This is a genomic window from Nocardioides sp. S5-5, assembly GCF_054954065.1.
Genome location: NZ_CP199913.1, coordinates 1,497,526 through 1,523,099, shown reverse-complemented (window position 1 = coordinate 1,523,099; position 25,574 = coordinate 1,497,526). Strand labels below are relative to the sequence as shown.

General features: G+C 72.8%; 24 protein-coding genes, 1 pseudogene and 1 riboswitch. Of the genes and pseudogenes, 5 read left to right on the top strand and 20 right to left on the bottom strand.

Going from position 1 to position 25,574, the window contains the following annotated elements:
• Position 1: 1 nt before the first annotated feature.
• The 10 genes and pseudogenes from ACUP6Y_RS07180 to gatC all read right to left on the bottom strand — a co-directional run.
• Positions 2 to 793 (bottom strand): annotated as a pseudogene (locus tag ACUP6Y_RS07180) (ECF transporter S component); the annotation flags it as partial.
• Positions 794 to 807: 14 nt separating this feature from the next.
• Entirely contained in the window at positions 808 to 2,451 is a 1,644-nt protein-coding gene (locus tag ACUP6Y_RS07175) for an ABC transporter ATP-binding protein (protein ID WP_462555079.1), read from the bottom strand.
• Positions 2,451 to 3,548, bottom strand: coding sequence for an energy-coupling factor transporter transmembrane component T (locus tag ACUP6Y_RS07170; RefSeq protein WP_462555076.1), 1,098 nt, complete (start codon positions 3,546 to 3,548; stop codon positions 2,451 to 2,453). The genes ACUP6Y_RS07175 and ACUP6Y_RS07170 overlap by 1 nt, the downstream gene beginning before the upstream one ends.
• A complete protein-coding gene (locus ACUP6Y_RS07165) occupies positions 3,545 to 4,390 on the bottom strand; it encodes a hypothetical protein (protein WP_462555074.1) in 846 nt (281 codons plus the stop codon). The genes ACUP6Y_RS07170 and ACUP6Y_RS07165 overlap by 4 nt, the downstream gene beginning before the upstream one ends.
• Before the next feature lie 28 nt (positions 4,391 to 4,418).
• Positions 4,419 to 5,951, bottom strand: coding sequence for a prenyltransferase/squalene oxidase repeat-containing protein (locus tag ACUP6Y_RS07160; RefSeq protein ID WP_462555071.1), 1,533 nt, complete (start codon positions 5,949 to 5,951; stop codon positions 4,419 to 4,421).
• Positions 5,952 to 6,029: 78 nt separating this feature from the next.
• Positions 6,030 to 6,158, bottom strand: a riboswitch (cobalamin riboswitch).
• A gap of 1 nt (position 6,159) precedes the next feature.
• Entirely contained in the window at positions 6,160 to 6,570 is a 411-nt protein-coding gene (locus tag ACUP6Y_RS07155; RefSeq protein WP_462555069.1) for a type II toxin-antitoxin system VapC family toxin, read from the bottom strand.
• Positions 6,567 to 6,836: a hypothetical protein gene (locus ACUP6Y_RS07150; RefSeq protein WP_462555068.1), complete on the bottom strand. Its 270-nt coding sequence runs from the start codon at positions 6,834 to 6,836 to the stop codon at positions 6,567 to 6,569. Before ACUP6Y_RS07150 ends, ACUP6Y_RS07155 begins: the two co-directional genes overlap by 4 nt.
• A gap of 52 nt (positions 6,837 to 6,888) precedes the next feature.
• Entirely contained in the window at positions 6,889 to 8,382 is a 1,494-nt protein-coding gene (gene gatB / locus ACUP6Y_RS07145) for an Asp-tRNA(Asn)/Glu-tRNA(Gln) amidotransferase subunit GatB (RefSeq protein WP_462556649.1), read from the bottom strand.
• A complete protein-coding gene (gene gatA / locus ACUP6Y_RS07140) occupies positions 8,379 to 9,914 on the bottom strand; it encodes an Asp-tRNA(Asn)/Glu-tRNA(Gln) amidotransferase subunit GatA (RefSeq protein ID WP_462555067.1) in 1,536 nt (511 codons plus the stop codon). The genes gatB and gatA overlap by 4 nt, the downstream gene beginning before the upstream one ends.
• Complete coding sequence (gene gatC, locus ACUP6Y_RS07135) at positions 9,911 to 10,210, bottom strand: Asp-tRNA(Asn)/Glu-tRNA(Gln) amidotransferase subunit GatC (protein ID WP_141799735.1); 300 nt, start codon at positions 10,208 to 10,210, stop codon at positions 9,911 to 9,913. Before gatC ends, gatA begins: the two co-directional genes overlap by 4 nt.
• A gap of 43 nt (positions 10,211 to 10,253) precedes the next feature.
• Between gatC and ACUP6Y_RS07130 the strand changes: the two genes are divergently transcribed.
• A complete protein-coding gene (locus ACUP6Y_RS07130) occupies positions 10,254 to 10,685 on the top strand; it encodes a hypothetical protein (RefSeq protein ID WP_462555066.1) in 432 nt (143 codons plus the stop codon).
• A 3-nt stretch (positions 10,686 to 10,688) separates the two neighbouring features.
• Here the strand turns inward: ACUP6Y_RS07130 and ACUP6Y_RS07125 are convergent, their stop codons facing one another.
• Together ACUP6Y_RS07125 and ligA are read right to left on the bottom strand one after the other, a co-directional pair.
• Positions 10,689 to 11,723, bottom strand: coding sequence for an alpha/beta hydrolase family protein (locus ACUP6Y_RS07125; protein ID WP_462555065.1), 1,035 nt, complete (start codon positions 11,721 to 11,723; stop codon positions 10,689 to 10,691).
• 47 nt (positions 11,724 to 11,770) lie between these two features.
• Complete coding sequence (ligA, locus tag ACUP6Y_RS07120) at positions 11,771 to 13,918, bottom strand: NAD-dependent DNA ligase LigA (protein ID WP_462555063.1); 2,148 nt, start codon at positions 13,916 to 13,918, stop codon at positions 11,771 to 11,773.
• 106 nt (positions 13,919 to 14,024) lie between these two features.
• On the opposite strand from ligA, the gene ACUP6Y_RS07115 reads away from it, so the two are divergent.
• Together ACUP6Y_RS07115 and ACUP6Y_RS07110 are read left to right on the top strand one after the other, a co-directional pair.
• Complete coding sequence (locus ACUP6Y_RS07115; protein ID WP_462555061.1) at positions 14,025 to 14,627, top strand: TetR/AcrR family transcriptional regulator; 603 nt, start codon at positions 14,025 to 14,027, stop codon at positions 14,625 to 14,627.
• Between the two features lie 48 nt (positions 14,628 to 14,675).
• Positions 14,676 to 16,223 carry an MFS transporter gene (locus ACUP6Y_RS07110; protein WP_462556647.1) on the top strand — a complete coding sequence of 516 codons (1,548 nt, stop codon included), beginning with the start codon at positions 14,676 to 14,678 and terminating at the stop codon, positions 16,221 to 16,223.
• A 147-nt stretch (positions 16,224 to 16,370) separates the two neighbouring features.
• On the opposite strand, the gene ACUP6Y_RS07105 is transcribed toward ACUP6Y_RS07110, so the two are convergent.
• Genes ACUP6Y_RS07105 through ACUP6Y_RS07095 form a run of 3 tightly spaced genes read right to left on the bottom strand, consistent with a single transcriptional unit; the run spans position 16,371 to position 19,678 of the window.
• A complete protein-coding gene (locus tag ACUP6Y_RS07105; RefSeq protein ID WP_462555060.1) occupies positions 16,371 to 17,375 on the bottom strand; it encodes a uroporphyrinogen decarboxylase/cobalamine-independent methonine synthase family protein in 1,005 nt (334 codons plus the stop codon).
• Positions 17,372 to 18,487 carry a tRNA 2-thiouridine(34) synthase MnmA gene (mnmA, locus tag ACUP6Y_RS07100; protein WP_462555059.1) on the bottom strand — a complete coding sequence of 372 codons (1,116 nt, stop codon included), beginning with the start codon at positions 18,485 to 18,487 and terminating at the stop codon, positions 17,372 to 17,374. The genes ACUP6Y_RS07105 and mnmA overlap by 4 nt, the downstream gene beginning before the upstream one ends.
• A gap of 15 nt (positions 18,488 to 18,502) precedes the next feature.
• Entirely contained in the window at positions 18,503 to 19,678 is a 1,176-nt protein-coding gene (locus tag ACUP6Y_RS07095) for a cysteine desulfurase family protein (protein WP_462555058.1), read from the bottom strand.
• Between the two features lie 98 nt (positions 19,679 to 19,776).
• On the opposite strand from ACUP6Y_RS07095, the gene ppk2 reads away from it, so the two are divergent.
• Entirely contained in the window at positions 19,777 to 20,667 is an 891-nt protein-coding gene (ppk2, locus tag ACUP6Y_RS07090) for a polyphosphate kinase 2 (protein WP_462555056.1), read from the top strand.
• A gap of 27 nt (positions 20,668 to 20,694) precedes the next feature.
• Positions 20,695 to 21,771: an FAD-dependent monooxygenase gene (locus ACUP6Y_RS07085; RefSeq protein ID WP_462555055.1), complete on the top strand. Its 1,077-nt coding sequence runs from the start codon at positions 20,695 to 20,697 to the stop codon at positions 21,769 to 21,771.
• 6 nt (positions 21,772 to 21,777) lie between these two features.
• On the opposite strand, the gene ACUP6Y_RS07080 is transcribed toward ACUP6Y_RS07085, so the two are convergent.
• From ACUP6Y_RS07080 to rplU, 5 genes are all read right to left on the bottom strand, one after another.
• Positions 21,778 to 22,017: a hypothetical protein gene (locus ACUP6Y_RS07080; RefSeq protein ID WP_462555054.1), complete on the bottom strand. Its 240-nt coding sequence runs from the start codon at positions 22,015 to 22,017 to the stop codon at positions 21,778 to 21,780.
• Between the two features lie 63 nt (positions 22,018 to 22,080).
• Positions 22,081 to 23,199, bottom strand: a complete 1,119-nt coding sequence (gene proB, locus ACUP6Y_RS07075) for a glutamate 5-kinase (protein ID WP_462555053.1) — start codon at positions 23,197 to 23,199, stop codon at positions 22,081 to 22,083.
• On the bottom strand, positions 23,192 to 24,754 hold the full coding sequence (gene obgE / locus ACUP6Y_RS07070; protein ID WP_462555051.1) for a GTPase ObgE: 1,563 nt from the start codon (positions 24,752 to 24,754) through the stop codon (positions 23,192 to 23,194). Before obgE ends, proB begins: the two co-directional genes overlap by 8 nt.
• An 84-nt stretch (positions 24,755 to 24,838) precedes the next feature.
• Complete coding sequence (gene rpmA / locus ACUP6Y_RS07065) at positions 24,839 to 25,093, bottom strand: 50S ribosomal protein L27 (RefSeq protein ID WP_462555050.1); 255 nt, start codon at positions 25,091 to 25,093, stop codon at positions 24,839 to 24,841.
• A gap of 33 nt (positions 25,094 to 25,126) precedes the next feature.
• A complete protein-coding gene (gene rplU / locus ACUP6Y_RS07060; protein WP_141799750.1) occupies positions 25,127 to 25,429 on the bottom strand; it encodes a 50S ribosomal protein L21 in 303 nt (100 codons plus the stop codon).
• Positions 25,430 to 25,574: the final 145 nt, after the last annotated feature.

Here is a 25,574-nt window from a genome sequence, read left to right as displayed (position 1 = left end):
TCCGGGCCTTGCGGGCCGCACGGCGCAGGGTGACCAGCACCGCCGGACCCAGCAGCACGATCGCCAGCGCGTTGGTGATCGCGCGACCAGTGTCCCAGCCGCCGGTCGAGGTCAGCAGCGTGTAGACCACGAAGTGGTGCAGGTTCTCGAGCACGCCCGCGCCCGGGACGTAGGAGATCTCGGTCGAGTCCTGCCCCGGCACCTGGATGCCGGCCATGAACGGCCAGCCCTGCAGGTTCATCAGCAGACCGTAGAGGTAGGCCGAGACGACGCCGTACGCCGCGAGCAGGGCGATCTCGGCGCGCCCGCGAGCCCCGCGCGGGAGCAGCCCGGCGCCCATCCCGACCCAGGCGGCGACGAGCATCTGGAACGGCAGCCACGGGCCGACGCCGGCGGTCATCAGGGCCGAGGCGAACAGCGAGGTGCAGCCGAGCACGAAGCCGAACCCGGCTCCGAACACCCGCCCGCCGAGGATGAGCAGGAAGAAGACCAGCTCCAGACCGGCCGTGCCGGCGCTGACCAGGCGGAGCACCGCGTTGACCGCGCTGAGGACGCCGAGCACGGCGAGCACCCGCGCGTCCATGCCGCCCTCGCTCATCTCGGCCAGCACCACGCCGAGGATCACGGGCAGCAGGAGCAGGAAGAGGAACGGCGGGTCGACCCGCTCGGTGTCGGCCGGCACGTCGAGCAGCAGTGGCCAGGCCAGCATCAGCAGCCCGATCACCGAGGTGATGGCGAGTACCACGCTCGAGCGCAGCCGCAGCGGTACGGCGGCCGCGCGGGTCTCGCTCACCGGGCGGGTGTCGCTCACCGGGCGGCCTCGGTCGCCAGGCTCGCAGCGACGTCGTCGACCCGCAGCCAGCCGGCACCGAGCACCTTGGTGACCTGGGGGGCGAACGCGGGCGATTCGGAGACGGTGGGGACCACGGGTCCGGCGGAGACCACCTCGCCCTCGGCGAGCACCACGAGGTCGTCGGCGACCTGCGCGACGAACTCGACGTCGTGGGTGGCGACGAGGACCGCGCGCGGGGCTCCTCGCTCGGCGGCGAGCTCGCGGAGCAGGCCGGCGAGGGCGCGCTTGGCCGGGTAGTCGAGGCCGCGGGTCGGCTCGTCGAGCAGCAGCACCGGCGGGCGGGCGGTGAGCACGATCGCCACCGCCAGCGCGAGCCGCTGGCCCTCGGAGAGGTCGCGGGGGTGGCGCTCCGGGTCGATGCCGGGTGCGAGTCGGTCGAGCAGTCCGTGACAGGTGCCGGCGTCGGCACGGGCCGAGCGGTCGGCGGCGGCGCACTCCTCGGCGACGGTCTCGAGGTAGAGCAGGTCGGCGGGACTCTGCGGCACCAGGCCGGTGGCGGCGCGCCGCTCCTCGGGCTTGAGGGCCGCCGGGTCCTGACCGGTGACGCGGACGGTGCCGGAGGCCGCGGCGTAGCGGCCCTGGAGGACCCAGAGCAGGGTCGACTTCCCGGCGCCGTTGCGGCCCATCAGTGCGGTCACGGTGCCGGGACGCAGGATCAGGTCGACCTCGCGCAGGACGGGGGTCCGGCCGTGGGCGTGTACCAGGCGTCGTACGTCGACGAGAGGGTCGGTGCCGGTGGCCGGCCGCTTGCGGTGGGGCGGCTCTCCCAGGCGCTCCTTGAGCGCGGGCGCGCGGCGCCGGGCGTCGCGGACCGTCAGCGGCAGCGGGTGCCAGCCGGCGAGCCGGCCCAGCTCGACCAGGGGCGGGGCGATCGGGGCGTCCTGGAGAATCTCCGCCGGGTCGCCGGCCAGGAGCGTGCCAGGATGCGCCGGGTCGCCACCCAGGAGACAGAGGCGGTCGGCGAAGGGCACCACCCGCTCGAGGCGGTGCTCGGCGACCAGCACCGAGACCCCGAGGTCATGGACCAGCCGGGTCAGCGTCGCGAGCACGTCCTCGGCCGCGGTGGGGTCGAGCGCGGAGGTGGGCTCGTCGAGGACCAGCAGTCGCGGGTGGGTCGTGAGCACCGCGCCGATCGCGACCCGCTGCTGCTGGCCGCCGGACAGGGTCCGCAGATCGCGGTGGCGCAGGTCGGCGATGCCGAGCAGGTCGAGGGTCTCCTCCACCCGACGGCGCATCGTCGGCGCGGGCAGACCCAGCTGCTCCATCCCGAACGCCAGCTCCTCCTCCACCGTGTCGGTGACGAACCATGCGGCGGGGTTCTGGCCGACGTACCCGATGGCGTGGGCGCGCTCCCGGGCCGGCTGGTCGACGATGCTGACGCCGTCGAGGAGGACGTCGCCGGACAGCGTGCCGCCGGAGTACGACGGCACCAGGCCTGCCACCACGCCGAGCAGCGTCGACTTGCCGACGCCGGTCGGACCCGCGAGGACGACCAGCTCGCCGTCGGCGACGGTGAGGTCGATCCCGTCCAGAACGGTGGCCGTCGAGCCGGTCTCCGGGTCGTCGTACCTGAGGGTGATCGCGCGCAGCTCCAGCATCAGGCGAGTGCCTCCTCGCGACGCCGGGCGGTGACCGGCAGCGGGGCCGCCCAGACCGGGACCACCGCGACCAGCGCGGCGGCCAGGGCCAGCAGCGAGATCTCGGGGCGGACCAGGACGCCGGGATGCGCGACCTGGGTCTCCCAGCGCTGGAGTGCCCACATCCCCGTGCCCGCGGCGATCCCGGACACCGCGACCACGATCTCGGGGAGCCGCCAGCGGTCGGGACGGTACCGGGTGCGCTGCACCCGTCGGCCAGCGAGCGCGAAGCCGCCGAGCGCGAGAAGCATGCCGAGCACCAGCATCGGCAGCGCCAGCACGCGCGGCGCGGTGCTGTCGAGGAGGGCGTAGACACCGACGCAGACGCCGAGCAGGCCGGCGATGATCAGGGCCCCCGTGCTGCGCCGCTGCCGGGCGGTGAGCTCGCCCGTGCGGCCGTAGCCGCGGGCGTCCATCCCCGCGGCGAGGGCCAGCGAGCGGTCGAAGGCATCCTCGAGGATCGGGACCAGCAGCCGTCGTACGCCACGGATCCGGCGGAACCGGCCCTCCGGTCCCCCGCGCAGCTGCTGCGCCGCCCGCACCCGGCGCGCGCTGTCGGCGAGCTGCGGGACGACGCTGATCGCGACCGTCATCGCCGTACCGATCTCGTAGAGAGCCGGCGGCAGCGACTTCATCAGCCGCTTCGGGTTGGCCAGCGCGTTCGCCGCGCCGACCGCGATCAGCAGCGTCGCCAGGCGCAGGCCCTCGTAGGTCGCCGCGAGCAGCTCCTCGCGCGTGAACGGCCCGAGCAGCGAGATCCCCGCCGCCCAGTCCGGCAGCGGGATGGTGGGCAGCGTGAACAGGACGTGGCCCGGCGCGTCACCGCCGAGCAGCACGCGGAACAGGATCCGCACCGCGATCACGATCACCCCGAGCCAGACGTAGAGCCGGAACGAGCGCGCCCACGGCTGGTCGGAGCGACAGGTCACGACGACGAGGGTGATGACGCCGAGCAGGACGAGCAGCAGCAGCGGGTTGGTCGTGCAGGACGCGGCCACGGCCAGCCCCACCGCCCAGACCCACCACGCCACGGGGTGGAGGTCCCGCGCCAGCCTCATCGTCCGCGCCGACGCAGCACCGGTACGGCGCCCGCCGCGCCCAGCACCACCACGACCAGGCCGACGCCCAGCCACGGCGGGAAGCCACCGCCGTCACCCTCGTCGTCGGTCGCCGCCGCCGTCGCCTCGGGCCCGTCGGTGATCTCGTCGATCGACGGGACGCCTGTCGTGGAGGTGGGGCTCGGGGCGATCTCGGTCGGCGTCGCGCTCGGCGTCTCGGTCGGCTCGACCGTCGGGGTTCCGCTCGGTGACGTGCTGGCGGTCGGGGTCGCGCTCGGCGTCGCGGAGGTCGCGTTCGGCGTCGGCTTCGGCTTCGGCTTCTTGGTGGCCGACGGCTTCGGTTTCGGCTTGTCCGACGTGCTCGCGCTGGGTGTCGGCGTCGGCTTGGCCTCTGCCACCCGCGGCGTCGGAGCGACGTCCGGCGGGGCGGCGCGGCCGCTGCCCTGGTGCCAGGCGAAGGCGACGTAGCCGCCGTCGGGGACCCGGAGTCCGCCGACGCCGCGGTTGGCATAGACCCAGGTGCCGGACTGCCCGTCGGACCACCACAGGCTCCAGTAGGCGTCGGTCTCGGTGCAGCTGCCATCGGCGGGACGACCGTTGACCTTGCAGACGAAGCCGCTCATGCCGGGCGCCTGGCTGTACTCCAGGGTGTAGCCCGCGTCGGCGAAGTTGTTGGTGGCAGGGTTGCCCCCGTTGCTGTCACAGCCGGCACTGATCCCGCCACCGAGCTCGTTCGGATCGACGACCGCGGTGATGCCCGACGTTCCGCTGCAGCCAGCGGCGGTGGCCGGTGCCTGCGGAAGCAGCACGACGGTGGCTGCGACGAGGACCGCCGCAGCCACCGCGCGCAGTGACGAGATCGGGAGCAACTCAGCCGACCTTCTTCTTGGCCTTCCCCGTGCGGTCCGGGAACTGGCCGACAGCCTTCGCCTTGACCTTGCCCTTCTTGACCGCGTTCTTCTTGATCTTGACGTGGACAACGGCCTTGCCGACGGCGTCGGCGACGGCGGCCTTCGACTTCTTGCCGACGGTGACGGTGACCGCCTCGCCCGCGGCCAGACCGGTGACCTTGACCTTGGCCTGCTTCTTGACCTTGGCCTTGCCCTTCACCTTGACGGTGAGCTGAGCGGCGTCGAGCGCCTTGAGAGTCACTGTGGCGGAGCCACGGGCCCAGGCCACGGTGGCCGTGCGGTCGATGGTGCCAGCGGGCAGAGCGACCTTCGCAGTGCCGTTGCCGACCAGCCACTGAGCAGCTCCCACACCGCTGACACAGGCGGTCTGGCCGTCCCGGAGGCCGGCGACACTCAGGTCCACCGTGGTGCCCGCACGCACGAATCCGGTCGGAGCCGTGACGGTAGCGGTGGACGCGGGACGCTCAGGCAGGTACTGCAGGCCCGCGAGCGCCTGGGCGCCGGCGATCACCCACGACTGCTGGTCAAGGTCGGCGATCCCGTTGGCCACAGCGTCGGTGATGCTCTTCTCGTCGTACCCGATGGCACCGGACTCGACGCAGGAGGCACCTGGCGCGAACTGGTGGTCGGCCACCCAGGTCGCGGCCGCCTGCGCGACCTCGTCCTCACCTGCGTCTCCGAGCGCCCAGGCGGCGAGTCCGGAGCCGTTGGCCTCGCTGGTGGCACCGCTGGTGTTCACACCCCAGTCGCCGAAGCCGCCGTCGACGCGCTGCTGGTCCTCGAGCCAGTCGACGCCGGCATCGATGGCGGCGGCGACCTCGGGGTCGTCCTGCTGCGGGAGCAGGGCCAAGACGACATAGGAGGTTCCGTCGACGGCCGAGTTGCAGCCGTCGTACTCGTAGCCCCATCCGGCACCGGGGCACTGCTGCCCGATCAGCTCCTCGGTGGCACGCTCGGTCTCGGCGCTGCCGACGGCATGCAGGACCTGCACGGCCCACGCCTGGCCGTAGGTGTCGTCGTACGGGCCGAGTTGACCGGTGGTGTCGTCGACGGCGTCCTCGAGCAGCTGCTTGAGGTCGAGCCCGCCGACGTCGGTGATGTCCTCCCCGGCCGCCTGGTAGAGCGCGGCCGCCTTCGCGAGGCCGCCGGGGTTGCCGGTGACGTAGTCGCCGAGCACCTCGGACACGTCGTCGAGCAGTGCGGTGAGCCTCGCCGAGTCCGAGTCGGTCTCGACCAGGCTCAGTCCGAAGTCCAAAGTGGTGCCGATATCGGTCGTGAGTGCCTGCGCCGGGTCGTAGACATTGACGTAGGTGAACAGGCCGTCAGAGTCGAGTTGAGCCGCGAGCCAGGTCGCCGCGCCCTGCGCCTCGGGGTTGACCGGGCCGGCCGCCTGAGCGACCGGGGCCGGGCCTGCCATCATCAGCCCGCCGGCGACGACAGCACCTCCGGCGACGGCGGCGACCGCCCGGCGTACGAACGTGGAAGTGGACATGTGGGGCCTTCCCGCTGCAGACGGCGGGCGGGCCCAGATGGTCTGTGCCGCTGACCCGCTGCTCTCCACGACAGCGTTGTGTCAGGACGCGCCATGACGGGTGCTCCGGCTCACCGCTCCCCGAGGGGCGGTCCACGGTTGCGGGTCAGCGCCGGGATTCGACCGGCTTCCCCCACCACGGGCGTGATCTTGATGTGTCTCGCGGAGTCTAACTCCGTGGATCCGGCTCCTCGTCATCGGGAAGGACCGTGAGGCCCAGCGCACGGGCGGCGGAGCGCAGTCGGTCGTCGAACGTCGCGACCGCCGCTCCTGACTGCTGCGCGGTCAACAGGACACAGCAGTCGGGGATCCGAAGCCCGGTCGCCACGCGGATGCCGGCCAATCGCACCGATGCATCGGCCGGAAACGGCAGTTCCACAACGCCCATGGCCGAGAGCGCACCCAGGAACTCCTCGACCTGCCCTGCTTCGGTCGGACCGATCAGGATCTCTGCGCGGTTCACAGGCCCGATCACGAACGATCTGGCGGCATGCACCTCCAGCAGCGTGGTCGCCGCCTCGTGGTGCGCGTCGCGGACGTCCAGTGCGCCGATCAGGATGCTCGCATCGAGTGCGATCACTCGGGCCAGCCCTCGCGCACCTCGTCGAGGTAGCCAGGGCCGAAGAGTCCGGTGAAGGAGCCGGCGAACTTCCGGATCGCCGCCCGGCGCCTCTCCACCTCGTCCTCCATCTCGATCTCGATCGTGTGGAAACCGATCTCGACGAGATGAGTCAACAGCCGAGCGGGCCGGTCGCGGTCCTCGGGCCACTTCCGTGCCGCCGCCGCGAGGGCAGCCGCGACCGCGTCGGTCTCGGTGATCGCATGACGTCGCAGGGTCGTGGGCATGCGACAAGTGTAACACCGCAAATGCGGTGTCGCACCTGCCCCGATCCGAACCTCAGCTCAGCTTCTCGAGGATCAGCTCCCGAACGCGAGCGGCGTCGGCCTGGCCGCGGGTCGCCTTCATGACCGCACCGATGATCGCTCCGGCGGCGGCGTGGTTGCCGCCCCGGATCTTCTCGGCGATGTCGGGCTGGGCGGCGAGCGCGTCGTCGATGGCGGCCAGCAGCGGACCGTCGTCGGAGACCAGGGCCAGGCCGCGCTTCTCGATGACCTCGGCGGCGGTGCCCTCGCCGGCGATCAGGCCGTCGAAGACCTGACGCGCCAGCTTGTCGTTGATCGTCTTGGCGTCGACCAGCGCCTGCACCTCGGCGACCTGCTGGGGCGTGACGCCGACCTCGGCGAGCTCGACGCCGGCGTCGTTGGCGCGGCGCAGCAGCTCGGCGACCCACCACTTGCGCGCCGACTGCGGTGCCGTGCCCTCGGCGACGGTCGCCTCGATCAGCGGCAGCGCACCGGCCGCCCACACGTCGCGCATCTCCAGGTCGGAGAAGGCGTACTCGGCCTGGAGCCGGTTGCGCCGCTGGAGCGGGTTCTCGGGCAGCGTGCCGCGCAGCTCCTCCACCCACTCGCGCGAGGGCGCCACCGGCACCAGGTCGGGCTCGGGGAAGTAGCGGTAGTCCTCGGCGTCGGACTTCTCGCGACCCGAGGACGTGGTGCCGGTGTCCTCGTGGAAGTGCCGCGTCTCCTGCAGTACGGCGCCCCCAGCGTCGAGGATCCCGGCGTGCCGCGACATCTCGAAGCGGACCGCGCGCTCGACCGAGCGCAGCGAGTTGACGTTCTTCGTCTCGGAGCGAGTCCCCAGCTTGTCCGCGCCCTTGAGCGCGAGCGACAGGTTCACGTCGGCGCGGATCGAGCCCTGGTCCATCCGGGCGTCGGAGACGCCGAGGGCGAGGATCAGGTCGCGGAGCTGGCCGACGTACGCGCGGGCCACGGCCGGCGCCTTCTCGGCCGGCACCAGGATCGGGCGGGTGACGATCTCGATCAGCGGGATGCCGGCGCGGTTGTAGTCGACCAGCGAGTAGTCGGCGCCGTGGATCCGGCCGGTGGCGCCACCGACGTGGGTGGACTTGCCGGTGTCCTCCTCCATGTGGGCGCGCTCGATCTCGACCCGGAAGGTCTCGCCCTCGACCTCCACGTCGAGCCAGCCGTCGAAGGCGATCGGCTCGTCGTACTGGGAGGTCTGGAAGTTCTTCGGCATGTCCGGGTAGAAGTAGTTCTTCCGCGCGAACCGGCACCACTCGGCGATCGAGCAGTTGAGCGCCAGGCCGATCCGGATGGCCGACTCGACGGCCTTGCCGTTGACGACCGGCATCGCGCCCGGCAGGCCCAGGCAGGTCGGGCAGACCTGGGTGTTCGGCTCGCCGCCGAAGACCGCCGGGCAGCCGCAGAACATCTTCGTGTTCGTGTTGAGCTCGACGTGGACCTCGAGGCCGAGGGCCGGGTCGTACTTCGCGATGACCTCGTCGAAGGGGACCAGGGTCTCCATCAGATCGCTCCGTTCTGCGCGAGGATCGGACCGCCCCAGCGGGAGGTCAGGGCCGCCTCGACGGCGGCGCCGACGCGGTAGAGCCGGTCGTCGGCGAGGGCCGGGGCCAGCACCTGGAAGCCGACCGGCAGGCCGTCCTCGTCGGCGAGACCTGCGGGCACCGAGATGCCGGGGACGCCGGCCAGGTTGGCCGGGATGGTGGCGAGGTCCTGCAGGTACATCGCCAGCGGGTCGTCGAGCTTGTCGCCCAGCGGGAAGGCCGTGGTCGGCGACGTCGGCGAGACCAAGACGTCGACGTTCTCGAAGGCCGCGGCGAAGTCGCGCGAGATGAGCGTGCGGACCTTCTGCGCCTGGCCGTAGTAGGCGTCGTAGTAGCCGCTCGACAGGGCGTAGGTGCCGATCATGATCCGGCGCTTCACCTCGTCGCCGAAGCCGGCGTCGCGGGTCGCCTTCATCACCGCTTCGGCGCTCGGGTCGCCCTCGGGGACGACGCGCAGGCCGTAGCGCATGGCGTCGAACTTGGCGAGGTTCGAGGAGCACTCCGCCGGCAGGATGAGGTAGTAGGTCGCCATCGCATGCACGAAGGTCGGGCAGGACACCTCGGTCACCTCCGCGCCCAGCTCCGTCAGCAGGTCGACGGTCTCGGCGAAGCGGGCCATCACGCCGGGCTGCCAGCCGTCGCCGGCGAGCTCCTTGATGACGCCGACCTTCAGGCCGGCGAGGTCACCCGTGGCACCGGTGCGCGCCGCCTCGACGTACGCGCCCACCGGCGCGTCGACCGAGGTCGAGTCCAGCGGGTCGTGGCCGCCGATCAGCTCGTGCAGCAGGCCTGCGTCGAGCACGGTCCGGGTGACCGGGCCGACCTGGTCGAGGCTGTTGGCGAGCGCGACCAGGCCGTAGCGCGAGACGCCGCCGTACGTCGGCTTCACGCCGACCGTGCCGGTCACGGCGCCGGGCTGGCGGATCGAGCCGCCGGTGTCGGTGCCGAGAGCCAGCGGCGCCTCGAAGGCCGCCACGGCCGCGGCCGAGCCGCCGCCGGAGCCGCCCGGGATCCGGGTCTGGTCCCACGGGTTGCGGGTCGGGCCGTACGCCGAGTGCTCGGTCGAGGAGCCCATCGCGAACTCGTCCATGTTGGTCTTGCCGAGGATCGGCAGGCCGGCGTCCTTGATCCGCCGCACCACCGTCGCGTCGTACGGCGGCACCCAGCCCTCGAGGATCCGCGAGCCGCACGTGGTCGGCAGCCCCTGCGTGGCCAGCACGTCCTTGACGGCGATCGGGACGCCGTCGAGCAGGTGGCGGGTCTGGCCCGCGGCGCGGCGGGCGTCGGACGCGGCGGCCTGCGCCAGCGCGCCGTCGGGGTCGACGTGGAGGAAGGCATGGACCCCGGAGTCGGCCGAGCCGTCAATGGCGGCGATCCGGTCCAGGTGCGCCCGGGTGACCTCGACGGAGGTGGTCTCACCGGCGGCCAGCAGATCGGCCAGCTCGGCGGCGGTCTTGGTGATCAGCTCGGCTGACTCCTCGGTTCGCTCGCTCACTGCTCGTCCCCCAGGATCCGCGGGACCCGGAACCGCTGCTCCTCGACCGCCGGCGCGCCCGACAGCGCCTGCTCGGCGCTCAGGCTCGGGCGGACGACGTCCTCACGGAAGACGTTGGTGAGCGGGATCGGGTGGGAGGTCGGCGGCACGTCGTCGCCGGCCACTCCGCTGATGGACGCGACCGCCTCGAGGATCACGTTGAGCTGGGGCGCCAGGTGGTCCAGCTCGGCGTCGTCGAGGTCGATCCGGGCGAGATCGGCCAGGTGGGCCACCTCGTCGCGGGTGAGTTGAGACATGCCCCTGAGTCTAGGCAGGACGAGGGTCCCTAGAATCCGCCGGGTGTACGCCCCTGCCCCCGCTCCGCGCCGCCTTCCGCAGCGCGTGGTCGTGGCCGGCGCCCCGGGCGACCCGCTGACCAGCTTCCTGGAGCGCCTCGCGGCCACCCTCGACGTCCCGCTCGTCCCACTCACGGACCTGTCCGGACCGAGCGACGTGGCCCGGCTGGCGGCGTTCGAGGGCTGGGTGACGACGGCCGAGGAGGCCTGGGCGCGCCCGCTACTGCTCGAGCGCACCGACGTTCTGGTCCGGGTCGAGTTGGAGGCCGCCTCCTTCGCCGGACGGGTACGCCGCACGCTGCGCCGGATCCGCGCCGAGGTCCGCGAGCCCGACCACGGCTGGGTCGACCGGGCACCGCTCATCCACCCCGGGCTGACCGTCGTACGACTGACGGACCCGGCCACCGCGGAGAGCTGGCTGCGCTCGCTCGGCTGAGACTCAGGCGAGGTGCCGGCGCAGGAACCGGTCGGTGCGCGCCATGGACGCCTCGAAGCGCGGCCCGAACGCGTGCTCCTCGCCCGGATAGGTCCGCAGCGTCACGTCGACGCCGGCCCGTGCCATCAGTCGAGCCGTGGTCCGGCTCCACTGGATCGGGCAGGAGTCGTCGGAGGTGCCGTGGTGGATGAGCACCGGCTCGGTGATGTCGGCGAAGTAGGTCCGGGCGCTGATCCCCTGCCAGAACGCCGGCTGCGCCGACGGCTCGCCGTACCGGCGCAGGATCCGGCGCGCGAGGCTCCCCCGGCCCGGGTCGGGGCGGGTCCAGCGCTCGAAGTTGTCGACCGCGTCCGAGCTCACCGGCGCGAACACCACCCCGGCATCGACCAGGCCGGGCTGCGCGACGAGCGCGTTGTAGACCACCCCACCGCCCATCGAGCGGCCGACCAGGGCGACCCGCCCGTCGTCGACCGGCCCGACCCAGGCCCGCAGCGCCAGCACCGCGTTGATCACGTCCTCGGTGTAGCCCAGCCGCATGTCGAGCCCGCCGCTCGGGTCGGGGTCGGAGCCGGCGTGGCCGCGGTAGTCGACGTGCAGGGCGACGTACCCGTGGTCGCCGAACCAGGCCCGCTCCCGGGTCATCCCCTGCCCGTTCACGTACACCGCGGGATCGATGTAGCCGTGCGCGAGCACCACCGCCGGGAACGGCCCGGGCCCCTCCGGCACCGCCAGCCGACCCGACACGGTCAGGCCGCCGCTGCGCCAGGTCACGGCGTACTGCCGGTGCCGTGGCGTCCGCGCGACCTGCTCGCCCAGGCGCAGCCCCCGACCGTCGAAGGCCCGCTGCGCGAGCGCGGGCAGCGACACCGGGTGGGGTACGGCGGCCGACGGCTCCTCGCTCGGGGAGACGGCGCCGCTCGGCGCGGACGGGGCCGGCGGCGTCGTCGTGGGAGCGGCACCCGGCTGCCCCGCGCCGGAGCATCCGGCCGCCATCGACGCCAGGACGACGACCGGCGCGATCCGACGCAGCCACCTCACCTGCCCAGTGTGCCCCGCCCGGGGCGGATGCGGGTGCTGACGGTGCGTCAGTCCTCCGCCCCGTCATCCTCCGCCCCGTCATCCGCGGCCGCCGTCTCGTGCGGCCCCTCGGCCAACAGCCTCTTGAATCCCTCCTCGTCGAGGATGGGTACGCCGAGCTGCTCGGCCTTCTCCGCCTTGGAGCCGGCGTTCTCGCCGATGACCACGAAGTCGGTCTTCTTCGACACCGAGCCCGCGGCCTTGCCGCCACGGGACAGGATCGCCTCCTTGGCCGAGTCGCGCGAGAAGTCGACCAGCGAGCCGGTGACCACCACGGTCAGGCCCTCGAGGGTGCGCTCGACGGACTCGTCGCGCTCGTCGGCCATGGCGACGCCGGCGGCGCTCCACTTCTCGACGATCTCGACGTGCCACGGCACCTGGAACCACTCGATCACGGCAGCCGCGATGGTCGGCCCGACCCCCTCGGCCGCTGCGAGCTGCTCCTCGGTAGCCGCGCGGATGGCCTCCATCGAGCCGAACTCCTGGGCCAGTGCGCGCGAGGCGCTGGGCCCGGTGTGCCGGATCGAGAGGGCGACGATGACCCGCCAGAGCGGGACCTGCTTGCGGGCGTCGAGGTTGGCGAGCAGCTTCTCGCCGTTGGCGGAGAGCTGGGGTCCGTCCTCGTCCTTCTTGGGGGCACGGGTGAACAGGTCGGTGGCTCGCAGCTGGTCGGCGCTGAGGTCGAAGACGTCGCCCTCGTTGGTGATCACGCCCGCGTCGAGCAGCGCCACCGCGGCCTCGTAGCCCAGGCCCTCGATGTCGAAGGCGCTGCGGCCGGCCACGAAGAACACCCGCTCGCGCACCTGGCCCGGGCACTTCTCATGGTTCGGACAGCGGCGGTCCTTGTCGCCCTCCTTCTGCTCGACCAGCTCGGTGCCGCAGGCGGGACAGGTCGTCGGCGCGACCCACGACGGCAGGCCCTCGGGCCGCAGCGGCAGCACCGGTCCGAGGATCTCGGGGATCACGTCGCCGGCCTTGCGCAGGATCACGGTGTCGCCGGGGCGCACGTCCTTGCGCTCGACCTCGTGGAAGTTGTGCAGCGTGGCGTTCTCGACCGTGGAGCCGGCGACCTTGGTGGGCTCCATGACTCCGTACGGCGTCACGCGGCCCGTGCGGCCGACGTTCACGGCGATGTCGAGGAGCTTGGTGTTGACCTCCTCGGGTGGGTACTTGTAGGCGATCGCCCACCGCGGCGCGCGGCTCGTGGAGCCCAGCCGGCGCTGCAGGGTGACGTCGTCGACCTTCACGACGACCCCGTCGATCTCGTAGGGCACGATCGTGTGGCGGTTCTCCCCGGCGTTCTCGACGTAGCCCTGGACGTCGGCGAGCGTGGGCAGCACCCGCACCTGCTCGGAGACCGGCAGCCCCCAGGCGCCCAGCGCCTCGTAGGCCTGCGACTGGGCCCGGGGCTCGAAGCCGTCGCGGGCGCCGATGCCGTGGCAGACCATGCCGAGCGCGCGGGAGGCGGTGACCCGCGGGTCCTTCTGGCGCAGCGAGCCCGCCGCCGCATTGCGCGGGTTGGCGAAGGCCGGCTTGCCGGCCTCGGTCATCGAGACGTTGAGCGCGTCGAAGGCCGCGACGGGCAAGAACACCTCGCCGCGCACCTCGACCAGCGCGGGCACCGGGAACTCGTCGGTGCCGGTGAGCCGGTGGGGCACGGCCGCGATGGTCTTCACGTTGGGAGTGACGTCCTCGCCGGTACGGCCGTCGCCGCGGGTCAGCGCCCGGACCAGGCGTCCCTGCTCGTAGAGCAGGTTGATCGCCAGTCCGTCGACCTTGAGCTCGCACAGCAGCGCGGGTGCCTCGACGCCGTCACGGCCGAGCCGGGCGTGCCAGGCGCGGAGCTCCTCGAACGAGAAGGCGTTGTCGAGGCTCTCCATGCGCTGCAGGTGGTCGACGGCGGTGAAGTCGGTCGCGACGGCACCGCCGACCTTCTGGGTCGGCGAGTCCGGGGTGCGCAGCTCGGCGTACTCCTCCTCGAGCTCCTCCAGGCGCCGCATCCGCTGGTCGAAGTCGGCGTCGGACAGGGTCGGTTGGTCGAGGACGTAGTACCGCCAGCGCGCCTCCTCGACCTCCTCGACGAGCCGGGCGTGCTCCTCGCGGGCCTCGGGGGGGACGACGGGGAGGTCGACGGGGAGGTCGGCGGCGTCGGTCATGAGGGCATTCTTCCGCGTCCCTCCGACAGCAGGCGCGTCGGCGCCCCGGCGAGCGTGGGCGGCATCACAGTTGCCAGACTTGAAACGAAACCGTACCGTTTCATCCATGGTCCCCCGTCGCAGCCGTCGTGAGGCGCCGGCCCGACCCCGGGTCGAGGGGGACCGCGAACAGGAGATCCTCGACGCCGCGCTGGCCGTGCTCGTCGAGGTGGGCTACGACCGGCTCACCATGGACGCCGTGGCCACGCGGGCCAAGGCGTCCAAGGCCACGCTCTACCGTCGCTGGGAGGGCAAGGCCGCCCTGGTCATCGACGCCCTCATGTCGCAGAAGTCGGCGCCGGAGGTCCCCGCGGACACCGGCAGCCTGCGCGGCGACCTGCTCGCGATGTTCTGCGGACACGGCGGGCTCACCGACGAGCACCAGACCGCGATCCTCGGCAGCGTGGTCACCGCCATCGGCCGTGACCCGGAGTTCGCCACGGCGTTCCGGGAGCGGTTCATCGCCCCCAAGGTCGCGGTCGCCCGAGAGGTCTACGAGCGGGCCGGCCACCGGGGCGAGCTCCGCGACGACATCGACCTGGACATCCTCACCGCGGCGCTGCCCGGCATCGTGCTGCACCGCGGCTTCCTCCTCGGCGACCCGCCGACCCCCGACCTGATCGCCCGCGTCGTCGACCAGGTCATCCTCCCGGCCTCCACCCGCGGCTGACCGCTCTCACACACAACTCCTCACATCCAAGGAATCCCTGTGGCCGAAATGACCGCCTCCGACCTGCCCGAGAAGGAGCAGGTCGCCCCCGCCGGGAAGCATCTCGGCTGGGCACTCGTCCTCATCTGCATCGCGCAGCTGATGGTGGTGCTCGACAGCACCATCGCCAACATCGCCCTGCCCTACATCGGCGACGACCTCAAGATCGACGCCTCCAACCTGTCGTGGATCGTGACCGGCTACGCCCTGGCCTTCGGTGGCCTGCTGCTGCTCGGCGGTCGCCTCGGCGACCTGTACGGCCGGCGTCGCATCTTCATGGTCGGCGTCACGATCTTCGCGATCGCCTCCGCCCTCGGCGGCATCGCCCAGGACGAGGCCATGCTGCTCGGCTCGCGAGGCCTCCAGGGCCTCGGCGCCGCGCTCGCCTCGCCGACCGCGCTGGCGCTGATCACCACGACCTTCCCGGCCGGTCCCGCCCGCAACCGGGCGTTCTCCGTGTTCGCCATGATGTCCGGCATCGGCGCCGCGATCGGCCTGATCCTCGGTGGCTGGCTCACCGACCTCGACCCGAACTGGGGCTGGCGGCTGACCTTCCTGATCAACGTCCCGATCGGCCTGGCCGCGGCGTACTTCGCCCCGAGGCTGCTGCCCGACACCGACCACCACGCCGGCACACTCGACCTGCCCGGCGCCGTGCTCGGCACCGGCGGCCTGCTCGCCCTGGTCTTCGGCATCACCCGCACCAGCAACGTCGACCCCGACACCGTCTCGGCGCTCAACCCCCACGGCACCAGCTATGGCTGGGGCGACCCGCTCGCGCTCACCGCGATGGCCCTCGGCGTGCTCGCGCTGATCGCCTTCGTCATCGCCGAGACCCGGGTGAAGCACCCGCTGATGCCGCTGGCGATCTTCGCCAGCCGCACCCGCGCCGTCGCCTTCGTGTCGATGATGATCACCCCGGCCGCGATGTTCGCGATGTTCTTCTTCCTCTCGCTGTACGTCCAGAACATCATGGGCTACTCGCCGCTGAAGACCGGCTTCGCGTTCCTGCCGTTCTGCGTGGGCATGGTGTTCGGCGCGACCCTGGCCTCCAAGCTGATCGCGAGGATGGACCCGCGCTTCATCGCCGGCACCGGCACCCTGTTCGCGGGCGCCGCGCTCTTCGGGTTCTCCCGCCTCGAGTTCGGCTCCGAGAGCTACTGGACCGACATCGCGCCGTTCGTCGTCCTGATGTCCTTCGGCATGGGCCTCACCTTCGTCTCGATGACGCTGGTGGCCGTCCACGGCGTACGCACCCAGGACGCCGGCATCGGCTCGGGTGTCCTCAACACCATGCAGCAGGTCGGCGGCGCGCTCGGCCTGGCCACCCTGTCTGCCGTCGCGGCCCACTTCACCACCTCGAAGCTGGGCGACCTGATGGCGGCCAACCCGGCCGACCCGCGCAACGGCGGATTGGCCTTCGCCGACGGCGCCACCCATGCCTTCTTCGTCGGCGCGTTCATGATCTGGACCGCCTCGCTGATCGTGTGGCTGCTGCTCAACGTCAAGCACACCGAGCTCGCCGGCGACGCGCCCGAGGGCGTCCACGTCGGCTGACTCTCGCATCTCGCCGACCCGGCGCAAAAGTGTCACTTTTGCGCCGGGTCGGCGCGTTTTCGGGAGCCGGTTTGCGCCGGGTCGGCGAGTCAGACCAGAGCGACGGCCAGGCTCTTGAGCAGGAAGCCCCGCGTGCTGATCACCCGCTCAGCCTGACACGGACCTCGCAACCGCCCGGACCAGCTCCAGCGCGTGGCGAGCACCCGCGGGGGTGCTGGCGGCGAGTCCACAGGTCGGCGAGGCCACCAGCCCGCCACCGACCTGCTCCGGGTCGAGACCGAGCATGTCGAGCCAGCGCAGCACCCGCTCCACGAGCACCTTGTCACCGGGCGGTGAGCCGGTGGCCGGGACGATGCCGAGCCCGACGGTGTCGCCCGCCTCCAGCGCCTCGGCGGCCGCGTCGTGCGCGTCGGCGTCGAGCAGGTCGAGATCGACCAGCACACCGCGCGCGCCGGCACCGCGGAGCAGCCCGATGGGCACGTCCGGCGCGCAGCAATGCACCCACGGGGTCGCACCGGCCGTCACCGCCGCGCCCAGCACCCACTCCAGCGCCTCGCTCGCCTCCGGCGGATGGACGGTGCGGTGCCTGCCGAACCCCGACGCCGTCGGTACGCCGCCCGCGAGCACCACCGGCAGCGCCGGCTCGTCGACCTGGAGGATCAGCTCGGCGGCCTCCGGCAGCCGGCGGCGTACGTCGGCCAGGTGGTCGGCCACGGCGACGGCGAGCGCCTGCGCCAGCTCGCGGCGCGCGCCGTGGTCGGCGAGCAGCCGGTCGCCACGCGGGCGCTCGACGGTGGCGGCCAGGGTCCACGGCCCGGTCACCTGGACCTTCACCGGACCGGTGAGGTCGGCGCAGCGCTCCTCGAAGGTGTCGAGGTCCTGGGCGAGCAGGCTCCGGGCCCGGCGCTGGTCGATCGACGGTGCCCCGGAGGTCCCGGTGAGCCGCCAGCCGGCCGGCTGCAGGTCGGCATCGAGCTCGCCCAGGAGGCCGAGGGTGCGGCCGGTCATCTCGGCGATCGCCCCGCGACCGGGCACCTCCGGCAGGAACGGGATGCCGCCGTCGGGGCCGAGCTCACCGAGAACGAGCGCCAGCGCCTCGTCGAAGTCCCGCTGGGAGTCCCCCGGGAACGAGCCGATCCCGGTGGCCCTCACGCGGGCACCCGCGCCGCGAGGGTGATCGTGGCCGAGCCGACGACGCGGGTGCCGTCGTACACGACCACGGCCTGGCCGGGCGCGATGCCGGACGCGTGGTCGATCAGCTCGACCTCCAGCGTGTCCGCACCGACCCGGACCACGGCACGGTGCTCGGCGCCGTGGGCGCGGAGCTGGACGGTCACGCCCGGCCCGTCGAGCACGGTGCCCATCTCCAGCGGCCGGCCGCACCAGCGCACCCGGTCACCCTCGACCCGGTCGACGGCGAGCCGCTCGCGCGGGCCGACCGTGACCGTGCCGGAGATCGGCTCGATGTCGAGGACGTAGCGCGGCCGCCCATCGGGCGCGGGATGCCCGAGCCGCAGCCCCTTGCGCTGGCCGATGGTGAACCCGTAGGTGCCGGTGTGCTCGCCGAGGACCGCGCCCGTCGCCTCGTCGACGATCTCGCCGCCCTGGTTGGGCGCGCGGTCGCCGAGCTTCTCGCGCAGCCAGCCGGTGCTGTCGCCGTCGGCGACGAAGCAGATGTCGTGGCTGTCGGGCTTGTCGGCGACCAGCAGCCCGCGTGCGGCCGCCTCGGTCCGCACCTGCGGCTTCGGGGTGTCGCCGAGGGGGAACAGCGAGTGCCGCAGCTGCTGCTCGTCGAGCACGCCGAGCACGTACGACTGGTCCTTGGCGGCGTCGACCGCGCGGTGCAGCTCGATCGCGCCGTCGGACGACGTCCGGACGGTGGCGTAGTGGCCGGTCGCGACGGCGTCGAAGCCCAGCGCCAGCGCCTTGTCGAGGACCGCGGCGAACTTGATCCTCTCGTTGCAGCGCAGGCACGGGTTGGGGGTCTGCCCCGCCGCATAGGTGTCCATGAAGTCCTCGACCACGTCGGTGTGGAACCGGTCGGAGAGGTCCCAGACGTAGAACGGGATGCCGATCACGTCGGCCGCGCGACGGGCGTCGTTGGCGTCCTCGATGGTGCAGCAGCCGCGGGCGCCGGTGCGGTACGACCTCGGGTTGCGCGACAGCGCCAGGTGGATCCCGGTGACCTCGTGGCCCGCCTCCGCGGCGCGCGCGGCGGCCACGGCGGAGTCCACTCCCCCCGACATGGCGGCGACGACTCTCATCTCGCGGTCCCCGGCTCAGGCTCGGGCCGCGCGGGCCCGCTCGACGCAGGCCGCGATCGCGTCGCCGACGGCCTCGACGTCGGCGACGGTGCTGGTGTGGCCCAGGCTGAACCGCAGCGAGCTGCGGGCGCCGTCGCTGCTGCGGCCCATCGCCAGCAGCACGTGCGAGGGCTGCGGCACGCCGGCCGAGCAGGCCGAGCCGGTCGAGCACTCGATGCCGCGGGCGTCGAGCAGCATGAGCAGCGAGTCGCCCTCGCAGCCGGGGAAGCTCAGGTGGGCGTTGCCGGGGAGCCGGTCGACCGGGTCGCCGTTGAGGACGGCGTCCGGCACCGCCCGTCGTACGGCGGCGACGAGGTCGTCGCGCAGGCCGGTGAGGCGGCCGGCGTGCTCGCTCTGCTGCTTGACCGCGAGCTCGACGGCGGCGGCGAACCCGGCGATCGCCGGGACGTCGAGCGTGCCGCTGCGCACGTCGCGCTCCTGGCCGCCGCCGTGGACCAGCGCCGCCAGCTCGACCTCGCGGCGCACGACCAGCGCGCCCACGCCCTGCGGACCGCCGACCTTGTGGCCCGACAGCGACAGCGCGTCGACGCCGGAGGTGGCGAAGTCGACGGGGACGGCGCCGACCGCCTGCACGGCGTCGGTGTGGACGGGGATGGCGTGGGGCCGGGCGATGGCCACGACGTCGTCGATGGGCTGGAGGGTGCCGACCTCGTTGTTGGCCCACATCACCGTGACCAGGGCGACCGACTCCGGCTCGCGCTCGACGGCCGCACGCAGCGCCTCGACGTCGAGGCGGCCGGCCTCGTCGACGGGCAGCAGCTCGACGACGGCTCCCTCGTGCTCCTCGAGCCAGGCCAGCGCGTCGAGGACGGCATGATGCTCGACCGCGGTCGCCAGGATCCGGGTGTGCCGGGGGTCGGCGTCGCGACGCGACCAGTAGAGCCCCTTGACCGCGAGGTTGTCGGCCTCGGTGCCGCCGGAGGTGAAGACCACCTCGCCCGGGCGACACCCGAGAGCCTGTGCCACGGTCTCCCGCGACTCCTCCACGACCCGGCGCGCCCGCCGCCCGGACGCGTGCAGCGAGCTGGCGTTGCCGACCTCGCGCAGGTGGGCGGTCATCGCCTCCACCGCGACGTCGGTCATCGGCGTCGTCGCGGCGTGGTCGAGGTAGACCGTGCGGGCGTCGTTCATGGCGTCTCCAAGGTTACGGCGCCCCCCACAAGGGCGGGCAACCCGGCAGGGCACCTCGTCGTCACCCCCCGTTCACGGATGCCCTCTAGCGTGCCACCGTGCTCGAGGACGTACGCGCTTACATCGACCGACTGGGGATCGACGGCCACCGGATCGGGGAGGACCACGACGACGACCCGGTGCTCATCGACCCCGTCGGCCGGGCGGTCGACACCTGGCGGGAGAACTACCCCTACGACGAGCGTCTCCCCCGCGAGGAGTACGACGAGCAGAAGTACCTCCTGCAGGTCGAGCTGCTGAAGTTCCAGGCCTGGGCCAAGGCCAACGGGTCCAAGCACGTGCTGGTCTTCGAGGGCCGCGACGCCGCCGGCAAGGGCGGCACCATCAAGCGGTTCATGGAGCACCTCAACCCGCGCTACGCCCGTGTGGTCGCGCTCACCAAGCCCAGCGACCGCGAGGCGGGGCAGTGGTATTTCCAGCGCTACGTGCAGCACCTCCCGACTGCCGGCGAGATGGCCCTGTTCGACCGCAGCTGGTACAACCGCGCCGTCGTGGAGCGGGTGATGGGCTTCTGCTCCGCCGACGAGTACGAGACCTTCATGAGGCACGTGCCCTCCTTCGAGGAGATGCTCGTCGAGTCCGGCATCACCCTCACCAAGTACTGGTTCTCGGTGACCCGGTCCGAGCAGCGCACCCGCTTCATCATCCGCCAGGTCGACCCGGTGCGGCAGTGGAAGCTCTCCCCCATGGACCTCGAGTCCCTCGACAGGTGGCAGGCCTACACCGAGGCCAAGGAGGCGATGTTCCGCCGCACCGACACCGAGGTGGTGCCGTGGACGACGGTCAAGTCCAACGACAAGAAGCGCGCCCGGATCAACGCGATGCGCCACTTCCTCTCCCAGTTCGAGTACGACGACAAGGACGCCGGCGTCGTCGGCGCACCCGACCCGCTGATCGTGCGGCGCGGGATCGACGCGGTCGGCGACTGAGCCCAGTCCGGTCGCTACCGTGGCCGCGTGAGCGACGAGCTGGTGATCGCCGGAGCCGGCATCGCCGGTCTCGCCCTCGCGGCCGGACTGCGCCACGCCGGGTCGGCCTGGTCGTGCCGGCTGCTCGACGAGCGCCCGGCCCTCGGCAGCGCCGGCGGCGCGATCACCCTCTGGCCGGCCGCCCTGGCCGCGCTGGACCGGGTGGGCGTCGGCGGCGCCGTCCGCGCCGCCGGCCATCCCGTCGGGCCCGGCACGGTCCGGACCCGTTCCGGGCGGACCATCCGCTCACTCGACCTGCCGCTGCTCGCCATCCGCCGTGGGGTGCTGGTCGAGATCCTGTACGCCGGCCTGGCACCGGACAGCGTCACCTTCGGCTGCGCGGTCACCGGCTATCGGCGTACCGGCTCGGGGGTGCGGGTCGAGACGGCCGCGGGCCCGCTGGACGCCACCGCCCTGGTCGGCGCCGACGGCTTCCGGTCGCGGGTGGCGCGGACCCTGCAGCCCGACCTGCGCGAGCGGTACGCCGGCTACCCGGCCTGGCGCGGCCTGACCACCGCGCCGGGGCTGGCGCCCGGGCAGCTGTGGGGTGACCGCCAGGAGCTCGGCGTGGTGCCGCTGGGCGACGGCCTGGCCTCCTGGTTCGCCACCGTCCGCGAGCCCGCCGACGGCACGGCGGTCGACGAGCTCGCCCACCTGGCCCGTGCGTTCCACGGCTGGCCGGACCCGGTGGCCCGAGTGCTGGCCGGCACCGACCCGGTGACGGTCAGCCGCACCGACGTCCTGGACCGCGACCGGCTCCGCCGTTGGACCGACGGCCCGGTCGTCGTCCTCGGCGATGCCGCGCACCCGATGCGCCCGCACCTCGGCCAGGGCGGTGGCCAGGCGCTGGTCGACGCCGCGCTGCTCGCGTCGCTGCTGGCCGCCGAGCCTGCGGCGACCGCGTTCGCGACCTTCGCGGCCCGGCGCCGGCGTACCGCGGAGCGGGTGGTGCGCGCCTCCCGCTCGGCCGCTCTCCTGGTCGAGGCCCCCGCCGTGGTCCACCGGCTGTCGGCGCTGGCGCCCGACGCGGTGGTGCGGCGGGCACTCAAGGCGATCGGGGGCTAGGTCGACCTAGATGTCGGTCGAGACGGTGATGCCCAGCGCCACGGCGGCGAGCACCATCGCGAAGCACAGGCCCGCGACCACCCGGCCGACCGGGTGCGGTGCGGCGTGGCTGACCTCCGCGTCGCCGCCGGTCCCCCACGCGAGGGAGCGGATGCCGACCGCGAAGAGCGCCGGCAGACCGGCCCCGAGGATCCGTACGACGGCGTTGGTCACCACCAGCGCGAGCACGATGAACTCAGGGGACACGCCGCAACCCTGGAGCCCTCCGGCACCGGGCGGAAGACGCTCAGAGCAGTGTTCGCGCGGTGTTCATGTGAGCACGACGAGGTCGTCGCGGTGGACGATCTCGCGCTCGTACGCCGCACCCAGCTCGCGCTTGAGCTCCTTCGACGAGCGACCGAGCAGGTGGGGGACCTCGGCCGCGTCGAAGTTGACCAGGCCGCGGGCCACGACGGCGCCGTCGGGTCCGAGCAGGTCGACCGGGTCGCCGGCGCTGAAGTCGCCCTGCGCTCCCGTGACGCCTGCCGCCAGGAGGGACGCACGGCGCTCGACGACCGCGCGCACGGCGCCCGCGTCGAGGACCAGCGCGCCCTTGGCCTCGGTGGCGTGACGCAGCCACAGCAGCCGCGTGGGCCGGCGCTTGCCGGTGGGGTGGAACAAGGTCCCGACCTGCTTCCCCGCCAGCGCCTCCCCCGCGCAGTCGGCCGAGGTCAGCACGACCGGGATGCCGGAGCCGGTGGCGATCGCGGCGGCGTCGACCTTGGTCACCATGCCGCCGGTGCCGACGCCGGCCGCGCCCACCGAGCCGACGACCACGTCGGCGAGGTCACCCGCCCCACGCACGTCGGAGATCAGCCGTGCGCCGGGACGCGACGGCGGACCGTCGTACAGGCCGTCGACGTCGGAGAGCAGCACCAGCAGGTCGGCGTGGACCAGGTGGGCGACCAGGGCCGCCAGCCGGTCGTTGTCTCCGAACCGGATCTCGGTGGTCGCGACCGTGTCGTTCTCGTTGACGATCGGGATCACGCCGAGCTCGAGGAGCTGCGCGAACGTCTGGTGTGCGTTGCGGTAGTGGGAGCGGCGGGTGACGTCGTCGAGAGTGAGCAGCACCTGCCCGGCGATCAGGCCGTGGCGGGCCAGCTCCTCGGTGTAGCGGTGGACGAGCAGGCCCTGGCCGACACTGGCCGCAGCCTGCTGCGCCGCGAGGCCGCGCGGGCGCCGCTTCAGGCCGAGCGGCGCGAGCCCGGCCGCGATCGCGCCCGAGGACACCAGGACCACCTCGGCGCCCCGCGCGCGGGCGGCGGCGAGGACGTCGACCAGGGCGCTCATCCGCTCCGGGGCGATGCCGCCGGCGGCGGTCGTCAGGGAGGACGAGCCGACCTTGACCACGATCCGTCGCGCCCCGGTCACCAGGGCGCGCTCACTCACCGGGGTCGTCCTCGAGCCAGTCGTCGTCGAAGCTCGGCGCCGGCTTCGCGTCGGGGTCGTCCTCGGAGCCGATCTCGAAGGAGCTCGGCCCGTAGACATCGGGCTGGTCGATGCGGCGCGCCACGTCGGCCCGGGTCTCGCCCTCGGCCCGGTCGTCCATCTGCTCCTGGATCTCGCGGCGGCGGGCGGCGGCGGGCCGATCCGCGTGGAACCGGTCGTCCTCGCCGCGGCGAGACAGGTTCTCGGCGCCCGCGTCGATGCCGGGCTTGAAGTCGAAGACCACCGCGTCGTCGGTGGGCCCGATGAGGACGGCGTCGCCCTCCTCGGCCCCGAGCTGGACCAGCTTGGTCTCGACACCCAGCCGGTTGAGCCGGTCGGCGAGGTAGCCGACCGCCTCGTCGTTGCTGAAGTCGGTCTGGCGCACCCAGCGCTCGGGCTTCGCGCCGCGCACCCGCCATCCGACACCGGTCCGCTTGACGGTGAAGCCGTCGTCGTCGACCGCCTTGGGGCGTACGACGATCCGCGCCGGGATCTCGGTCGCCTTGGCCCGCCGGGCCTCGAGCACGATCTCGGCCATCGCGTAGACCAGCTCCCGGGTGCCCTCGCCCGACACCGCGGAGATCTCGAAGACCCGCAGGCCGCGCTCGCGCAGCTCCTCGACGACCAGCTCGGCGATGCCGCGACCGTCGGGCACGTCGACCTTGTTGAGCGCGACCAGGCGCGGGCGGTCGTCCAGCCCGCCGTACCGGCGCAGCTCGTCCTCGATCACGTCGAGGTCGTCGAGCGGGTTGCGGCCCGGCTCGAGGGTGGCGGTGTCGAGGACATGGACTATCGCGGCGCAGCGCTCGATGTGGCGCAGGAAGTCGTGGCCCAGGCCGCGTCCCTCGGCCGCGCCCTCGATCAGGCCGGGCACGTCGGCGACCGTGAACACGGTCTCGCCCGCGGTGACCACGCCGAGGTTGGGGACCAGCGTGGTGAACGGGTAGTCGGCGATCTTGGGCCGGGCCCGCGAGATCGCGGCGATCAGGCTGGACTTCCCGGCGCTGGGGTAGCCCACCAGGCCGACGTCGGCCACCACCTTGAGCTCGAGCACCACCTCGACCTCGTCGCCCGGCTCGCCGAGCAGCGCGAACCCGGGCGCCTTGCGGGTCTTGGAGGCCAGCGCGGCGTTGCCGAGGCCGCCGCGGCCGCCCTGGGCGACCACCAGTTCGGCACCGGGCGTCACCAGGTCGGCGACCATCTCGCCGTTGCGCTGCTTGACGACCGTGCCGGCGGGTACGGCGAGCACCAGGTCGGCGCCGTGGGAGCCGTTGCGACGGTCGCCCGCCCCGTGTCCACCGTGCTCGGCCTTGCGGCGCGGGCTGTGGTGGTAGTCGAGCAGCGTGGTGACGTCGGGGTCGACGCGCAGGATGACCGAGCCGCCCGGACCGCCGTTGCCACCGTCGGGGCCGCCGAGCGGCTTGAACTTCTCGCGATGCACGGACGCGACGCCGTTGCCGCCGCGACCGGCGGACACGGACAGGACCACGCGGTCGACGAAGGTGGGCACGGCCATGGGATCAGTCTTTCAGTAGGAAATGGACGAAGGGCGCCCCTCACCGGGACGCCCTTCGAAGCCTCAGGTCGGAGTGAGCGTCGCTCACTCACCCGGGACGATGTTGACGACCTTGCGGCCGCGCCTCTTGCCGAACTCCACCGCACCGGGGATCAGCGCGAACAGCGTGTCGTCGCCGCCGCGGCCCACGCCGGAGCCCGGGTGGAAGTGGGTGCCGCGCTGGCGGACGATGATCTCGCCGGCGTTGACGACCTGGCCGCCGAAGCGCTTCACGCCGAGGCGCTGGGCGTTCGAGTCGCGGCCGTTCTTGGTGGACGCCGCGCCCTTCTTGTGTGCCATGTTTCAGTCCTTGGGGTGTCGTGCTGACCGGGGTCAGAGCTTGATGTCGGTGACCTTGACCTGGGTGTACTTCTGGCGGTGGCCCTGGCGCTTCTTGTAGCCGGTCTTGTTCTTGTACTTCTGGATGATGATCTTCGGGCCCTTGGTGGCGCCGAGGACCTCGACCGTCACGGCCGCCTTGTCGAGACCGGTGGCCGTCACCTTGTCGCCGTCGACGGCGAGCACGACCGGCAGGGTCAGGGTGTCGCCGACCGGGGTGGAGACCTTGTCGATCTCGATGACGTCGCCGACAGCGACCTTCTCCTGCTTCGCGCCTGCGCGCACGATCGCGTACACCACCGGGCTCCTTCTGGTTCAACGTCTGGGTCTACGGCACACTGCGGATCCTCCCGCGTCGCGATCGGATACGCCTCGCGAGATGCCGGGTGCCAGCAGAACGGAGCGCCTTGGCGGCGCACCGACGAACAATGTTACGCAGCCG

Coding starts and splice junctions, on each gene's coding strand:
- ACUP6Y_RS07175 (WP_462555079.1), bottom strand. CDS start 2,451: ATGCTGGAGCTGCGCGCGATCACCCTCAGGTACGACGACCCGGAGACC.
- ACUP6Y_RS07170 (WP_462555076.1), bottom strand. CDS start 3,548: ATGAGGCTGGCGCGGGACCTCCACCCCGTGGCGTGGTGGGTCTGGGCG.
- ACUP6Y_RS07160 (WP_462555071.1), bottom strand. CDS start 5,951: ATGTCCACTTCCACGTTCGTACGCCGGGCGGTCGCCGCCGTCGCCGGA.
- ACUP6Y_RS07150 (WP_462555068.1), bottom strand. CDS start 6,836: ATGCCCACGACCCTGCGACGTCATGCGATCACCGAGACCGACGCGGTC.
- gatC (WP_141799735.1), bottom strand. CDS start 10,210: ATGTCTCAACTCACCCGCGACGAGGTGGCCCACCTGGCCGATCTCGCC.
- ligA (WP_462555063.1), bottom strand. CDS start 13,918: ATGACCGACGCCGCCGACCTCCCCGTCGACCTCCCCGTCGTCCCCCCC.
- ACUP6Y_RS07115 (WP_462555061.1), top strand. CDS start 14,025: ATGGTCCCCCGTCGCAGCCGTCGTGAGGCGCCGGCCCGACCCCGGGTC.
- ACUP6Y_RS07110 (WP_462556647.1), top strand. CDS start 14,676: ATGACCGCCTCCGACCTGCCCGAGAAGGAGCAGGTCGCCCCCGCCGGG.
- mnmA (WP_462555059.1), bottom strand. CDS start 18,487: ATGAGAGTCGTCGCCGCCATGTCGGGGGGAGTGGACTCCGCCGTGGCC.
- ACUP6Y_RS07095 (WP_462555058.1), bottom strand. CDS start 19,678: ATGAACGACGCCCGCACGGTCTACCTCGACCACGCCGCGACGACGCCG.
- obgE (WP_462555051.1), bottom strand. CDS start 24,754: ATGGCCGTGCCCACCTTCGTCGACCGCGTGGTCCTGTCCGTGTCCGCC.
- rpmA (WP_462555050.1), bottom strand. CDS start 25,093: ATGGCACACAAGAAGGGCGCGGCGTCCACCAAGAACGGCCGCGACTCG.